The sequence below is a fragment of the Streptomyces sp. NPDC001678 genome (assembly GCF_042892945.1).
Lineage (GTDB): Bacteria > Actinomycetota > Actinomycetes > Streptomycetales > Streptomycetaceae > Streptomyces.
In genome coordinates, this window is record NZ_JBIAUP010000021.1 from 1 (window position 1) to 14,122 (window position 14,122).

General features: G+C 72.3%; 14 protein-coding genes and 1 pseudogene. 8 read left to right on the forward strand and 7 right to left on the reverse strand.

The genetic code is table 11. The features are described from left to right. Positions 1–85 (forward strand): annotated as a pseudogene (locus tag ACFYZR_RS30150) (IS5/IS1182 family transposase); the annotation flags it as partial. Between the two features lie 139 nt (positions 86–224). Continuing rightward, positions 225–413 carry a hypothetical protein gene (locus tag ACFYZR_RS30155; protein ID WP_391916069.1) on the forward strand — a complete coding sequence of 63 codons (189 nt, stop codon included), beginning with the start codon at positions 225–227 and terminating at the stop codon, positions 411–413. A gap of 59 nt (positions 414–472) precedes the next feature. Here ACFYZR_RS30155 and ACFYZR_RS30160 read toward each other — a convergent pair whose 3' ends face one another. From ACFYZR_RS30160 to ACFYZR_RS30175, 4 genes are all read right to left on the reverse strand, one after another. Next, on the reverse strand, positions 473–883 hold the full coding sequence (locus ACFYZR_RS30160) for an ATP-binding protein (protein WP_391916071.1): 411 nt from the start codon (positions 881–883) through the stop codon (positions 473–475). Between the two features lie 131 nt (positions 884–1,014). After that, positions 1,015–1,923, reverse strand: coding sequence for a carbohydrate kinase family protein (locus ACFYZR_RS30165; protein ID WP_391916073.1), 909 nt, complete (start codon positions 1,921–1,923; stop codon positions 1,015–1,017). Next, complete coding sequence (locus ACFYZR_RS30170; RefSeq protein ID WP_391916075.1) at positions 1,920–2,846, reverse strand: pseudouridine-5'-phosphate glycosidase; 927 nt, start codon at positions 2,844–2,846, stop codon at positions 1,920–1,922. The genes ACFYZR_RS30165 and ACFYZR_RS30170 overlap by 4 nt, the downstream gene beginning before the upstream one ends. Before the next feature lie 182 nt (positions 2,847–3,028). Next, the gene (locus tag ACFYZR_RS30175) at positions 3,029–3,439 is read right to left on the reverse strand and encodes a DUF1992 domain-containing protein (RefSeq protein ID WP_391916078.1); all 411 of its coding nucleotides are present in this window, start codon (positions 3,437–3,439) and stop codon (positions 3,029–3,031) included. A 131-nt stretch (positions 3,440–3,570) separates the two neighbouring features. Here ACFYZR_RS30175 and ACFYZR_RS30180 point away from each other — a divergent pair, with 131 nt between their 5' ends. After that, entirely contained in the window at positions 3,571–4,296 is a 726-nt protein-coding gene (locus tag ACFYZR_RS30180) for a tyrosine-protein phosphatase (protein ID WP_391916081.1), read from the forward strand. A 79-nt stretch (positions 4,297–4,375) separates the two neighbouring features. Next, positions 4,376–4,558: a hypothetical protein gene (locus tag ACFYZR_RS30185; protein WP_391916083.1), complete on the forward strand. Its 183-nt coding sequence runs from the start codon at positions 4,376–4,378 to the stop codon at positions 4,556–4,558. 80 nt (positions 4,559–4,638) lie between these two features. On the opposite strand, the gene ACFYZR_RS30190 is transcribed toward ACFYZR_RS30185, so the two are convergent. Continuing rightward, positions 4,639–5,937 (reverse strand): phosphatase PAP2 family protein, encoded by a 1,299-nt coding sequence (locus ACFYZR_RS30190; RefSeq protein WP_391916294.1) that lies wholly within the window; start codon positions 5,935–5,937, stop codon positions 4,639–4,641. Between the two features lie 365 nt (positions 5,938–6,302). Between ACFYZR_RS30190 and ACFYZR_RS30195 the strand changes: the two genes are divergently transcribed. The 4 genes from ACFYZR_RS30195 to ACFYZR_RS30210 all read left to right on the forward strand — a co-directional run bounded on the left by ACFYZR_RS30195 (position 6,303) and on the right by ACFYZR_RS30210 (position 11,866). Then, a complete protein-coding gene (locus ACFYZR_RS30195) occupies positions 6,303–7,625 on the forward strand; it encodes a diacylglycerol/lipid kinase family protein (RefSeq protein WP_391916297.1) in 1,323 nt (440 codons plus the stop codon). Positions 7,626–7,785: 160 nt separating this feature from the next. Continuing rightward, the gene (locus tag ACFYZR_RS30200; protein ID WP_391916085.1) at positions 7,786–10,521 is read left to right on the forward strand and encodes an NACHT domain-containing protein; all 2,736 of its coding nucleotides are present in this window, start codon (positions 7,786–7,788) and stop codon (positions 10,519–10,521) included. 88 nt (positions 10,522–10,609) lie between these two features. Beyond that, a complete protein-coding gene (locus tag ACFYZR_RS30205) occupies positions 10,610–11,293 on the forward strand; it encodes an HAD-IA family hydrolase (RefSeq protein ID WP_391916088.1) in 684 nt (227 codons plus the stop codon). Between the two features lie 126 nt (positions 11,294–11,419). Then, a complete protein-coding gene (locus tag ACFYZR_RS30210) occupies positions 11,420–11,866 on the forward strand; it encodes a spore-associated protein A (protein WP_391916090.1) in 447 nt (148 codons plus the stop codon). Positions 11,867–12,097: 231 nt separating this feature from the next. Here the strand turns inward: ACFYZR_RS30210 and ACFYZR_RS30215 are convergent, their stop codons facing one another. Beyond that, the gene (locus ACFYZR_RS30215) at positions 12,098–12,538 is read right to left on the reverse strand and encodes a MarR family winged helix-turn-helix transcriptional regulator (protein ID WP_391916092.1); all 441 of its coding nucleotides are present in this window, start codon (positions 12,536–12,538) and stop codon (positions 12,098–12,100) included. Then, the gene (locus ACFYZR_RS30220; protein ID WP_391916095.1) at positions 12,535–13,959 is read right to left on the reverse strand and encodes an MFS transporter; all 1,425 of its coding nucleotides are present in this window, start codon (positions 13,957–13,959) and stop codon (positions 12,535–12,537) included. Before ACFYZR_RS30220 ends, ACFYZR_RS30215 begins: the two co-directional genes overlap by 4 nt. Between the last annotated feature and the right edge of the window lie 163 nt (positions 13,960–14,122).

The window sequence follows — 14,122 nt, forward strand, 5'->3', positions numbered from 1 at the left end:
CCGCCGGGCCCGATGCTCCACCAACCGCATCAGCCGCATCGTGCAGGCCGTCCACACCCTTTTGACCTGCGGCTATTCAGGATGAAAGAGGTTCAGTGAGCACATGCAGGGCCCCACGCCCTGACCCGTCCGGCCCGTCGCCGACATGCATGCCGCGCGGATGCGTGTGAGGCTGCTCTGGGCGAAGCCGCCCGGCGCCCGCCTCATCGAGGAGTGAGCACAGCATGGACAGCAGCAGGGAACGCGACCCCTACCGTGACACCGACGACTACGTCGAGGACATGACGGAGGAGACGCTGGGGTGGCGCGAGCAGTCCCGGCAGAGCATGCAGGCGCAGCAGCAGGAGGGGCAGCGCGAGCGGCTGGACGAGGACCTCTACGGCGACGAGGACGACCTCGACGACCTCCAGTGACGCCCAGCCGGTCCCGGGCACCCGCCCCGGCGCGGACCGGCCGTGGCGACGGGCACCTGTCAGGAGGGCAGGTGCCCCAGTCCTCCTGACGCCAGCCGCCCGAAGGGCGGACCGTCCTTGGTGGCCGCCCTGGCTGTCTCACCGACGGCCTCGCCCGCCGACCCCGCCGCGCGGCCGACGGTCTGCTGGACGGCGGACGTCGACGACTTCACGGCCGTACCGCCCGTCCGGCCGGCCGCGGGGACACCCCTGCCGACGGCGCTGCCTCCGGTGTCGCCGATCACCCTCGTCGTCTTCTGGGCGGCCTCGTCCACCGCCGAGCCCAGATTGCCGGGGTCGGCCATGGTGAAACCCTTCAGGTCGAGCCCCTTCGGCAGTGCGGCCGCGTGAGCGGTGGCCCCCGGCCCGACAGCACCCGCGCCCAGGGCCGCTGCGGCCAGGGCGGCCGTCGCAAGGACTCGTCGCATCATGACTCCTTCGATCGTCGACGGAAGAGCCTCCACGACGACAACGAGCCGGGGACGACACCGGACACGTCACGAGGGCAGGCCGCGAGCCCATTCCCTCCACCACAGTAAAGACAAGGCATCCGGTCATTCGATCACTCCGGCCGACGCGGCCTGCCGCCGATGACCGTGACGGCCTCGGCGGCGATCCGGCAGCCGTGCCGCGCGGCCTCGACCGGGCCGTGGCCCGCGAGCCGGGCCGCGAGGAAAGCCCCGGTGAAGGCGTCACCCGCACCCGTGGTGTCCACGACCGTCGCGGGCCGGGCCGGCACCCGGGCGACGACCGCGCCCGATGCCGCCACCAGCGCGCCCCGCGCACCTCGCGTCGAGACCACGAGCGGAAAGCGCCGGCTCAGCTCGGCCGCCGCGTCGGCCGGCCCGGAACGCCCCGTGAGCAGCGCCGCTTCGTGGTGACTGGGCAGGAGGACGTCCGCCCCGGCGATCGCCGCGAGGAAACGGTCCGTACCGAAACGGGCGATGAAGCCCGCCGACGCCGGGTCGACACTCACCGGTATGGAACGGGCGCGGGCCGCCTCCATCGCCAGCCGGGCCGTCGCGCGGCTGGTGTCGGCGAAGAAGAGATAGCCGGACACATGCAGGTGACCGATCCCGGCGAGCAGCCCGCCGTCCCAGTCGGCGGCGCACAGCCGCAGCGCCGCGCCGCTGTCGGTGAGGAACGTCCGCTCGCCGTCCGCGCCGACCAGGCAGACGACCGTGCCGGTGGGCGCCGCGGGATCGGCCACCAGATGCGGCCGGACACCGGCCGCGCGGAGCACGCGCCCGTGGGTGTCCACCTCGTCCGCGCCCACCCGGGCCAGGACGCGTACGTCCTCGGCCCCCGAACGGGCCGCCCAGCAGGCCGCATTGGCCCCTGCGCCGCCGGGCAGCGTGGCGATGCGGGCCGCCGTATCGGTCGCGGGCGCGAGCGGTGAGTGATGGCGGGCGACGATGTCGGTCACCACATCGCCGACGACGAGCAGCCCTCCCGCCCCGCCGCCCGTCACGCGGCGTACGCCTTGGCGATCTCCGCCGCCAGCCGGGCATTGCCCCGCACCGCGGCCACGTTGGCCTCCAAGGACGCGCCGTCGGTATGCCGGACGAGATAGTCGAGGAGGAACGGAGTGACCGCCTGCCCGGTGACGCCCTCCCGCGCGCGGGCCGCCAGCGCCCCGGCCAGCACCCTGTCGTGCAGCGCGGGGTCCAGCTGCTGCTCCACGGGAACGGGGTTCGCGACGATCAGAGCCGAGGGCGGACCACCCAGCGCGTCCTGGGCGCGCAACACCTCCGCCACCTCCGCCGCCGTCCCGGCCGACCAGTCGACCGGCACGCCGGAGCCGCTGAGGTAGAAACCGGGGAACTCCCTCGTCCGGAAACCCAGCACACCCACGCCCAGCGTCTCCAGTCGCTGCAATGTCGCGGGTACGTCCAGGACCGACTTCACCCCCGCGCAGACCACCGCGATCCGGGTCCGCGCCAGCAGCCGAAGATCGGCGGACTCGTCCTGCGTGTCCACCCATTCACGGTGGACGCCCCCCAGGCCGCCCGTCGCGAAAACGCGGATCCCGGCCCGTTCCGCGAGGAACGCCGTCCCCGACACCGTCGTCGCCCCGCTCGCCCCCGCCGCCATCGCCGGTGCCAGATCACGGCTCCCCAGCTTGCGCAGCCCGTCCTCGTCCGCCACCCGCGCCAGTCGCGCCTTGTCCAGGCCGATGTGCGGCCGCCCGTCCAGCACCGCGACGGTCGCGGGTACGGCGCCACCGGCCCGTACGAGCTCCTCCAGCTCCTCCGCCACCCGCAGGTTCCGCGGCCGGGGCAGCCCGTGCGAGATGATCGTCGATTCCAGAGCCACCACCGGCCGCCCGCCGTCCAGCGCCTCCCGCACCTCGTCCGAGACGACCAGCGGCTCCCGAGCCGATTCCTCCGCCATTGCCAGCCCCTTCCGCCCCACCCTGCACGGCACTGCGCACCGGACTCCTGGTGCAAAGACCGTTCCCAGCCTCGCGGCCCCGGAAGCCTTCCGGGGCGAACGGGAACGAACGACGGCGCTGATGCCCCGGGATCAGGAGACGGCCCGGAAGGCGGGGGAGCACGTCACGGAAGGCCGGTGCGTCACGGAAGGCCGCCGCCCCGCTTCTCGCGCCGCGCGGCCAGGACGTCGTCGACGTCGAACGGGACCAGACCGAGCGGCGGCCCGGGCGGTGGCCTGCGGAGGGACGCGGCGATCTTGTCGTTGATCTCGTGGACGATCCTCCGCGCCTCCTCCTCGGTCCGGGCCGCCACCGCGGCCTCCAGAGCGTCCTCCGCCTCCTTGCGCAGCGCCAGCGTCGGCGGCAGGAACGAGATGTTCTCGCGGCGCATCTTCTCCTTGACCCACCAGTCCTCGTCGTAGGGCCGGTCGATGCCCGCCAGCGGCCGGCCGAAGCCCGGCAGGTCCCGGAAGTCGCCGCGCTCCTCGGCCTCCCGTATCTGCCGGTCCGCCCACGACTCGAAGTCCGACACATGGGGTTTACGCTCGGTCACAGTCCGCTCCTCCCGGCCGGGGCGCACCCGCCCACGGCCCGTGTCCAGCACACCGCCTGTGTCTCAAGGCTCTCAGACAGGGCGAGGGAACCGGGCCTCGACGCCGGCCTGCCCGGCCATAGGGTGACGGCGTGAGGAGACACATCGCGTTCGACCGGCTGTACAACTTCCGGGACCTCGGCGGCTATCCGGCGGCCGGCGGACGTACGGTCCGCTGGGGCCGGCTGTTCCGCTCGGACTCGCTGGGCAAGCTGCGCGACCAGGACTGGGACCGCTTCCTCGCCCTGGGCATCCGCACCGTGATCGACCTCAGACACCCCTGGGAGGCCGAACGCAGCGGACGCGTCCCGCACCACCCCGCGCTCGCCCACCACAACCTGAGCATCGAGCACCGGCCGTACGACCAGGCCGCCTTGGGCCCCGACGTCGCCCCCGCCCGTTACCTCGCCGACAGATACGCCGAAGTGGCACACGACGGCGTCGAGGAACTCCGCCGCGCCCTGGAGATCGTCGCCGGCGACACCGCCCCGCTCGTCTTCCACTGCCACTCGGGCAAGGACCGCACCGGCCTGCTCGCCATGCTGGTCCTCGCCCTGGTCGGCGTGGGCGAGGACGACATCGTCGCCGACTTCGCCCTCACCGGGCTGGCCACTGAACGCCTGGTCGCCGAATGGCACGCGAGCTATCCGGACCTCACGCTCGCATGGCCCGGCTACGGCCGCGCACCGGCCGGGATCATGAGGCTCTTCATGGCCGAGCTGACCGCACGGTACGGGTCGGTGCGGGGTTACGCCGCGCAGCGGCTCGGTGTCGACGACGACCTGGTGGCGGCGCTTCGCGGACAGCTCCTGACGTAGAAGCCCGACGGATGCGTGCTCCACGCACCCGTGCAAACCTGAAAATGACGCGGAAGTCCGATGCGAGAGGGGATCGGCCATGATCGGACTACCGAAAAGAAGAAGCAAGGAATCCCGCGCCGCCGAACACGAGCGAAAGCAGCAGGAAAGGGCGGCGAAAGCCAGGAAGGAAGCGGACAAGGCGGCGGAGGGCGGCTACAAGCCGGCGCCCGAGCAGGACGTCCTCGGCTGGGGACACCGCGGGGAGTCGCCCCCGGATTAGGGCGTACCCGCGCGACCTGCCCGAACGAGCGTCACCGGCCGGGATCGGCCGGTGCGCTGTCTCTCATCGCCACTCGTGGCTCAAACGAGTTCGGGCTGCGGCTCCGGCAGCCGCACCGGCGCGGCCTTCGGTTCCCACAGTCTCGTGGTCCGTACATAGCCGTAGATCACCGAGGCCATCGCCAGAATGAGCAGCGGCCCGAACACCCACGGATGCTTCGCCATCTCCACCGGCAGATAGCGGTACGACACCAGGAGCGCCGTGAATACCGCCGTACCGTAAGCGACCAGCTGGATTCCCGACCGGTCCCAGCCGCGGTCGAGAGAGCGCAGGCCCGCCTCGATCGTGAGCGAGAAGACCACACCGGCGACGAGATCCGCGCCGTAGTGGTAGCCGAAGCCCAGCGTCGCGCTGAGCGTGGCGATCAGCCAGAACGTTCCCGCGTATCGCAGAACTCGCGGTCCCTTGCGGGAGTGAATGAAGATCGCGGTGGCCCACGCCGTGTGGAGGCTGGGCATGCAGTTGCGCGGGGTGATCCCGTCGTACGGCACCGGGTGCGGGGCACCGATCGGCGGCGGCGTGTGCGGCCACAGATCGGCGACCGCCCACTGCAGGCCGCCGGTTCCGGAGGTGCCCGGGCCGTAGGCGAAGATCGGCCCGACCACCGGGAAGATCATGTAGATGGCCGGCCCGAGGAGGCCGATCACCAGAAAGGTGCGCACCAGATGGTGGCTGGGGAAGCGGCGCTCGGCCGCCACGTTGCGCAGCTGGTACAGGGCGACGACGACCGCGGCCACCGCGAGCTGGGCGTAGACCAGGTCGAGAACATGGGTGCCGACCGGGCCGGTGGCCTCGAGGATCCGGCCCGCCACCCATGACGGGTTGCCCAGCGCGTGATCGGCGGTCGCCACGTACTGGTCGAGCACCGTCGGGCGGGTCTTCGACGTGATGAGCAGCCAGGTGTCACCGGTCTTGCGGCCGGCGACCAGCAGCAGGCCCAGCCCGACGCCCTTGAGCAGCAGGACGCGCTCCCGGCCGGTGCGGCGCGTGACGGCGATGACCGCGCAGCCCAGCATCACCCACAACGCGCCGTTGCCGAAGTAGTGGCCGTCGGTCATCCTGGCGCCGATCGCCCACCGCACGAGCACGAAGACGACGTCGATGCCTATCGCGGCTCCGGCGGCGATGAACCGTTGCCGCCAGGTGAGCACCACCATCATCAGCGCCAGACCGCCGTACAGCGGACCCGGCTTGGGCGCGAATATCACCTCTTTCGCCTGGTTCGTTATCGGCCCCGGTACGCCGGCGTAGCTACGGGCGACGATCTCCAGCGCTATGAGGAATCCGAGAGCCACCACACCTGCCGTGGCCCACAGGATCACCCGTGGCTGCCGCGCGGCGGACTTGATTCTGGAGTTTATGGATATCAATTGTTTTGGCCGATTTGTTAGACGTCGTTTTCAGCGGTCACTCTTCGTGCCGGACAGCGTGGCCTTCCGGTGCGGGACGGGCGACGGGGGCGCACGTCGAGTGTCCGATCATGCCATTGGAGCGGTACGGGTGGTTTCGCCGGTCACGGCCACCGCCCCCGTACGCCCCCTCCGGCGGCCCGCTGCCTCCAGTGGTGCTTGGCGTGGCGAGGGGCGCCGTCGTCCAATGGCGGCAGGGACCCCACGCCCTGGACCACATCGACAGTGATATCGACAGTGATGTCGACGACACCGGCACGCGGACGGGAGAGACGATGAACGATGCCCCGGACCCCGATGAGGCCATCAGGCGGCGCCGCTTCGCGCGCCTGGCGATCGCGGCCGCCGCCGTGGGCATCCTGTTGCTCCTGATCGTGGCGGGGCCGAGGAGCATCGTGCTGCTCGGCGTCGGGGCCGTGGCACTCGTCGCCTTCGTCATGGGCCTGTGGTGGACCGTGGCCCGGCGCGGCCCGGTACGGATCCTGGCCGCCGGGCTGGCCATCGCCGCGCCGGTCGCCGCGATCGTCCTCTACGCCGCCGCGGGACTGCTGTGGCTCGTCCTGCTCTGTCTGGCGCTGTGGGCCGGGGCGGCCTCCGCCGGCTGGACCGCGCTGGGCGCCGGCAGCCCCTCGGCCACCGCCCGGGAACACCCCGCCGCACCGCCCGCGCGCCCGTGCCTCATCATGAATCCGCGCTCGGGCGGCGGAAAGGTCGAGGGGCTCGGGCTGCGGGAGAAGGCGGAAGTCCTGGGCGCGCGCGTCGTGCTCCTCGACCCGGACCACCACCAGGACATCGCCGCTCTCGCCCGTCAGGCCGCCGCCGACGGGGCGGACCTCCTCGGGGTGGCCGGCGGCGACGGCACCCAGGCCCTCGTGGCGGATGTCGCGGCGGCACACGGATTGCCGTTCATGGTCGTCCCGGCGGGCACCCGCAACCACTTCGCCCTGGACCTCGGCCTCGACCGCGACGACCCCGTCACGTGCCTGAACGCCCTCACCGACGGCGTCGAACTGCGCGTGGACCTCGGACGCGTGGGCGGGCGCGCCTTCGTCAACAACGCCTCGTTCGGCGCCTACGCGACCATCGTGGGCAGCCGCGCCTACCGCGACGACAAGATCCGTACGATCCTGCGGCTGCTGCCGGACGCCCTGTCCCGCCACACCGGCCCGCACCTGCGCGTCCACGCCGGGGGCGACACGATCGACGCACCGCAGGCCGTGCTCGTGAGCAACAACCCCTACCGCGTCGGCGACAGCGCGGGCCTCGGACGGCGCGACCGGCTGGACGGCGGGGTCCTGGGTCTGCTGGGCATCAAGGTCGACACCGCCGCGCAGGCGGCCGACATGCTGCTCGCCCCCGACTCCCCGGGCCTGACGCTCCTCACCACCCACGAAGCGGTCATCGAGGCCGACACAGCCGAGGTGGACGTCGGCGTCGACGGGGAGGCGCTCGCCCTCCCGACGCCCGTACGCTGCGCGATCGAGCCCGGCGCGCTGCGCGTACGGGTGCCGCGCCGCCGCCCGGGCGTACCCCGGGCCAAGCCCCCGCTGGACTGGCGGCGCCTGTACGCGATGGCCACGACGACAGGGCGGCCCTGAACGCTGAACAAGCTCTTCCGCCGTATCGAGCGGTTGACCTATTCAACCCTCCATTTCAACCCTCCATCCGAACAGGAGAGTTGTAGAGTTGCCCGCATCGCCCGGCCCCCTCACCTCACAGGTCGACGCCGGGCACCGCATTGACTCGAGGTGGGCAGCCATGGCCGACGGCCAGCCGGGCGGCGACGTGAACAACATCTTCCAGGGCACCGCCGACATCGTCATCCAGTTCCGCGACAACTTCGGCGAGATCCACGTCCACGCGCCGCCGTCCGCCACACCGCCGGAGAGGTCTGCGCACGCCCTCGCCGAGGCGGTGTACCGGCAGTGGCGGGAGGAGGCCAAGGCCTGGGACGTGGGCGGGGACCGGGCCGCGATGGCGGTCCGCTGGGCTCCCCGGCGGCGACGGGCCGACCACGCCGGGAACATCGGCGGGGACGTACACGGCCGGGCCGACCAGCTCACGGACCTGCTCACCGGGTTCCTCGCGCTGCCCAAGTGCCGTCTCGCCCTCCTGGGAACGGCGGGTTCGGGCAAGACCACGCTCGCCGTCCTGCTCACCATGGAGCTGCTGAGACGGCGGCTGGCCGGCCGCGTCGGCGACGCGAGCACCGAGGGCCTGCCCGTACCGGTCCTCCTCTCGCTGACCTCCTGGGACCCGGACCGCGAGGAGTTCGGCGCGTGGTTCACCCGCCGGCTGGCCGAGGACTACCCCGGCCTGCCCCGGATCGGGGGCCGGCACCCCGCCCGCGAGCTGTGGAGCACCAGCGGGTCCGTGCTGCTGCCCGTGCTCGACGGCCTCGACGAGATTCCCGGCGCCCGCCGCTCGGCCGCGGTGGAGGCGCTCAACCGCGCCCTGTACGACAGACCGCTGATCATCACCTCCCGCACCGCGGAGTTCGACGCCCTCTCCCCGGAGACCGTGCTCGGGCACACGGCCGTCATCGAGGCGCGCCCCGTCACGGCCACCGCCACCGTCGCCTACCTGACCGGCGGCGCCGCTCCGGACGCCCTCCCGCGCTGGGAGCGGTTGTTCACGGAGGTGCGCGAGCGGCCCGACGGGCCACTGGCCGGGGCGCTGTCGACGCCCCTCATGCTCTCGCTGGCCCGCACGGTCTACGCGCGCCCCTGGTCGGAGCCCGCCGAACTGACCGACCGGGTCCGCTTCCCCTCCCGGCGATCCGTGGAGGACCATCTGCTGGACCAGTTCGTCCCGTCGGTCTTCACGGGGGAGATCCCCTCCCACGACCGCCTGGACCCCCCGCGCCGATGGTCCCCGCCCCGCGCGCGGCGCTACCTCGGCGCCCTCGCCCGCCACTTGCAGGCGCGGGAGACCACCGAACTCGCCTGGTGGCGACTGCACCGCACCCCCGCGGCCCGCCTCGCCGCCTTCCCCGCCCTCGTACTGCTCGGGGTGACGCTGTCCGCCCTGGCCACCGGCCTCGGACAGCGGGTCCGCGAGGCGTCGGGCGGCGGCCCGGGGCCGTGGGAGGCCCTGACGTCGATGCAGCTCTCGACGTCCCTGTTCGCGGGCGTGGTGACCGGCATGGCGACGCAGATGCTCGTACGCGGCTGGTACACCGATCACCGCTTCGGCGAACCGAGACGGACGGTGAGCCTGCGGCGGCCCGTGGCGGCCGCGCGCTCCGCCTGGCGGCACACGACACGGCGCCGGGCCCTGACCGCGTCCCTGCTCGCCTGCCCCATCGCGGCCGGCATCGAAGTACCGGTGCTCCACACCGCCACACCGGGGCTCTACTGGCTGGGCGCCGGCTGTGTCGTGGCGGCGTTCGCCGTCGCCGTGCTCTTCACCGCGCCGTCCGACGCCGACGAGAACGCGACCACTCCACGCGCCCTGCTGCGGGCCGAACACGCCGCCGTCACCCGGGCCCTGTTCGTCATCGGCCCGCTGTTCGGGATCGCGTCCGGCGTACTGCACTACCAGCCGGACGACGCGTCCATGGCCTGCGCGGCCGGGCTGGTCACCTGGCTCGGCGCGGCGGGAATGCTGATCCTGGTCAGCCCGTGGAGCCGCTGGGCGCTCGCCCGGACCACCCTGGCACTGACCGGCCAGGCCCCCTGGGCACTGATGCGCTTCCTCCAGGACGCCCACCGCCAGGGCGTCCTGCGCCAGGTCGCGGGGACCTATCAGTTCCGGAACGCCTGGCTCCAGGAGCGGCTCGCGATCAGCACCTCGACGGGCTTCCGCAACCGCTCCGCCTCCCTGTACGACGAGCGGCTGCTGACGGAGGACGGGATCACCGCCACGTCCGACGGCGGCTGGGCCTTCCGGCTGAACGTGCGCAAGGGCAGCTTCGCCCCCCTCAAGGCGGCCCTGCCGCCCGCGGCCCTGTTCACCCTGAGCGTCGCCCTGCGCGACGGCGCGAGCGCACCCGCCCGGCTCTGCGCCCCCGCCGCCCTGTTCCTCGGCCTCGGCGGCATCCTCTCCGGACTGTCGTGGCTCCTGCCGCGCCGCACCGTGGACCTGCGGATCTCACCCCACCGGATCTCGTGTCTCATATCCCCGAAGCGAGAGGTCCGCTTCGACTGGTCCCACGTGGCGGAGGTCACCGTCCGCAGGTCCCGCGGCAGGAACGCGGAGACCGGAACGTACGGCATCCACGTCCGCCTCCACCCCGGAGCGCCGCACGGCCTGCGCATCCCGAAGGACAGGGGGATCTGGCTCCTCGTCTGCGACATCGGACGCCGTCCCGTCCTGCCCCCGGCGGTCGAGGAAGCCCTGCGGGACTGCGCGGCGGAACGATGGGTACCGCCGGCCTTCCCGTCCGTCCCCGGCGAGGGACCCCGCAGCCCCCGCGGACGCGAGACGAACGTCGACGACGCGAAGAACGACTTCGCCCGCTGGGAGAGGGAATTCGGCCCGTCCGGCAGCTGAACCCACTGACCTGAGAGCGACCGGCTCATGCCGGCCCCCTCGGGTGCCGGCCCTCTCGGGCCGGAACGGCCCCGGTACGCTCCCGGCCATGCGATTTCCGGTTGATGCCCTTTTATTCGACAGTGACGACACGCTCGTCTCCATGCGTCCGGTGGCCCGCGGCGTATGGACGCGGTGGGCGGAGTCCTACGGCATGACCCTTGACGAGGTGATGACCCGGGTCCCGGTGCACGGCCGCCCCGCCTCCGCGATCATCGCGGACCTGCTGCCCGCCGGCCAAGTGGCCGAAGCGGTGCGGCGCCTGGAGGACGCCGAGGTGGCCGACGCCCTGACCGGCAACGTCACCCCGGTGCCCGGAGCCGCCGGACTCACCGCATCGCTGCCCGCGCACCGCTGGGCCGTGGTGACCTCCGGCGCCCGCCGCGTCGCCGAGGCGCGCCTCGGGCAGCTGGGCATGCTCCCCGAAGTGCTCGTCACCGTCGAGGACATCACCCACCACAAGCCCCACCCGGAGCCCTTCCTCCTGGCGGCCGAACGCCTGGGCGTCGCCCCCTCCCGCTGCGCGGTCGTCGAGGACTCGCCGGCCGGACTGGCCGCCGGGCGCGCGGCGGGCATGACGACCATCGCCCTGACCACCACGCACGCGGCGGAGAAGCTCGAAGCGGACGTGACCGTCGAGGACCTCACCGCCCTCCGCGCGCACGTCGCGCTCGACGGCCGGTTCGAGGTGGAGATCGCGTGCGCCGCCGTGCGGAGTGGTGGCCGGTTCTGAGTTGTGGGGGTAAAGGGGCGTGCAACCTCTTTGGGGTGTGGAGTGTCAGTATGGGCACGGAGACGGCCGTCCCGCGTACATCCACCAACCAGCACCATGCGACTTGCGACTCCTACGGAGGACACAGTGAAGCGTGCTGTACGTACCCGCGTGGCGGGAGCTGCCCTGCTCGCCGCCACGACGACCGTCACCGTGCTGGTGGCGGGCGGCGGAACGTCCGTCGCCGCACCGGCCCGCGCCGCCGCGTACAACCATGAGTGCGGCAGCGGATACGCGCAGGTCAACGAGATCCCGATCCCGGGCCGCGGGGCGGTCTACCTGGCCTACAACGCCTCCACCGGCAAGAACTGCGTGGTCACCAAGCGGAACAGCACGACCGGCTCGCCGCTGTGGGTGGGCTCCTGGATCCAGCGCAACACGGAACTGAAGTCGAAGCAGGAACAGTACGGCTTCTTCACCTCGTACTCGGGTCCCGTCCACCTGGACGCCAAGGGCAAGTGCGTCGACTGGGGCGGCGAGATCGACGGCTATGTCGTGGCCCGGTACAAGACAAACTGCGGCAATCTGGCCTAGGACCCGTCCGACGGGTCGCGTGCCCCGAAAAGCACCGTGTCCCCTTGCCGGTCCGTCGGCGGGGGACACGGTCGTTCAGGCGCCTGGCCTCGGCCCGCCTTCGACGTGGGGACCGTCCACTCCTGGCCCTCCTGCCGCAGTTCGTCGCCCAGGGCGCCACCTGGCCGGTCGCGGCGCGGACAGCGGCTGTTCCGCCGGCAGGGCGACCGAACGGGCGGGAGTCCGGCGCGGTCAGCGCTGCTGATCGGCCGACAGCTTCACCACGCGCTCGGCGATCCGCTCCAGCGCCGCCAGGTCCTCTTCCGGCAGGGCCAGCAGTGCCGCCGGCGGCATACCGATGATGGCGTCGGCGCGCTCCGCCGCGACGCGCCCTTCCGGCGTCAGGGAGACGATCTTGGAGCGCCGGTCGGCGGGGTTCTCCGAGCGTTCGACCAGACCCTGCCGTGCCAGGTCGTCCACGACGAGCGTCGTGTACGGCCGGTCCGTCAGCAGTTCTTCCGCCAGCTCCCGCAGTGTGATGGGGCGTTTGGCGATCCGGCGCAGCGCTTTGATGCGGAAGAAGCTCATGCCGAGTGCCTCGACGACTTCCTTGCGGCGCTCGTTGCCGCCGAGGACGATCTCCCGGAGGTTGTCCCAGGCCCGTCGTGCCGTTTCGTCGTGCTGCGTGCTCATGAGGTCGTCACCGAGGTCCTGGTCCGGTCGGGGTCGTCGTGGTCGAGGCCGGCCGCGGCGCGTTCGGCGGTCCGGGCGGCCCAGCGGCCGGTGGTGATCGTACCGAGGACGAGGACGGCCAGTCCGCACCCCGTGATGATCCACCAACCGGTGGCCCCCGTCCCCGTGGCGGCCGTGGCGCCGATGACGGCGACACCGAGCGACGTGCCGACCTGGCGGCTCGTGGAGGCCAGCGCGGCCGCCACCCCGGCCCGGGAGCGCGGGAGCCCGGAGACCGCGGTGTTGGTGATGGGCGCGTTCACCAGCCCGAAGCCGATCCCGAAGAGCACGTAGGCGGTGAACAGCCGTGGGTCCGACGACTCCGCGTCGAACACCGCGAAGAGCACGCCGCTGGCGGTGAGCGTCACCCCGGCCAGGACGAGCGGCAGCCGGGGCCCGCGCGCTCCCACCAGCCGTCCGGACAGCGGCGCGAAGACCAGGCACATGGCGGCCATGGGCAGCATGTGCAGACCCGCGTCCAGAGCGGACAGGCCGCGCCGTTCCTGGAGGTGCAGCATGTTGAGGAACAGGAAGCCGGACAGCGCCGCGAAGGCGCACACCGCCGTGGTGGTGGCTCCGGCCAGTGGCGCGCTGCGGAACAGGCGGGGTTCGATGAGGGGCTCGAAGCGCCGGTTCTCGTGGACGATCAGCGCGACGAGCGCTGCCGCGGCGAGGCTGAAGCAGCCGACGATCCCCGGAGAGGTCCAGCCCGCGGCGGGGCCTTCGATGAGCCCGTAGGTCAGCGAGGCCAGCAGCAGGATCATCAGCAGCTGGCCGGCCGGGTCGAAGCGGCGCGGCCGCGGGGCCCGGGACTCCGGGACGTAGCGCAGGGTCATCGCCAGCGCCGCCAGCCCGACGGGCACGTTGATCCAGAAGATCGAGCGCCAGCCGACCGACTCCACCAGGGTGCCGCCGATGATGGGCCCGGCCGCCATGCTGATGCCCACGACCCCGCCCCAGACACCGATGGCCCGGGCCCGTTCGGCGGGGCGGGTGAAGGTGTTGGTGATGATCGACATCGCGACGGGGTTGAGCATGGAGCCGCCGACGGCCTGGAGCGCCCGGAAGGCGATCAGCCAGCCGAGGCCGGGCGCGAGACTGCACAGGGCCGATCCGGCGGTGAACAGCACCAGACCGGCTGTGAAGACACGGCGCCGGCCGAACCGGTCGGCCGTCGAACCCGCGAGCATGAGCAACGAGGCCATGACGACGACATAGGCGTCGATGGTCCACTGGAGCCCCGAGACCGAGGAACCCAGATCGGTCCGCAGGGAGGGCAGGGCCACATTGAGGATCGTGTTGTCCAGGCTGACCAGCAACAGGGCCGAGCAGCAGATGCCGAGGACGAGCCAACGGCGGCTGGAGGGCAACTCCGGCGTCACGCCGACCTCCCGAAGAGATTAATTAAATAAGTCCAATCATTTGAAGAGTACAACCAATTCGGAGAGTGATCCACCGTTCGTCGACCGGGGTGGCCGCGAACGCCGTCGAGCGGCGCACCCCGGAGGGTGCGCCGCTCGACCGGCCCTGCTGACCGGGACGGGC

What these genes read in the sequence shown, in the direction of transcription:
- ACFYZR_RS30215 (WP_391916092.1), bottom strand. Translation starts at nt 12,538, where the DNA reads ATGAGCACGCAGCACGACGAAACGGCACGACGGGCCTGGGACAACCTC.
- ACFYZR_RS30200 (WP_391916085.1), top strand. Translation starts at nt 7,786, where the DNA reads ATGGCCGACGGCCAGCCGGGCGGCGACGTGAACAACATCTTCCAGGGC.
- ACFYZR_RS30195 (WP_391916297.1), top strand. Translation starts at nt 6,303, where the DNA reads ATGAACGATGCCCCGGACCCCGATGAGGCCATCAGGCGGCGCCGCTTC.
- ACFYZR_RS30170 (WP_391916075.1), bottom strand. Translation starts at nt 2,846, where the DNA reads ATGGCGGAGGAATCGGCTCGGGAGCCGCTGGTCGTCTCGGACGAGGTG.
- ACFYZR_RS30155 (WP_391916069.1), top strand. Translation starts at nt 225, where the DNA reads ATGGACAGCAGCAGGGAACGCGACCCCTACCGTGACACCGACGACTAC.
- ACFYZR_RS30185 (WP_391916083.1), top strand. Translation starts at nt 4,376, where the DNA reads ATGATCGGACTACCGAAAAGAAGAAGCAAGGAATCCCGCGCCGCCGAA.
- ACFYZR_RS30205 (WP_391916088.1), top strand. Translation starts at nt 10,610, where the DNA reads ATGCGATTTCCGGTTGATGCCCTTTTATTCGACAGTGACGACACGCTC.
- ACFYZR_RS30160 (WP_391916071.1), bottom strand. Translation starts at nt 883, where the DNA reads ATGATGCGACGAGTCCTTGCGACGGCCGCCCTGGCCGCAGCGGCCCTG.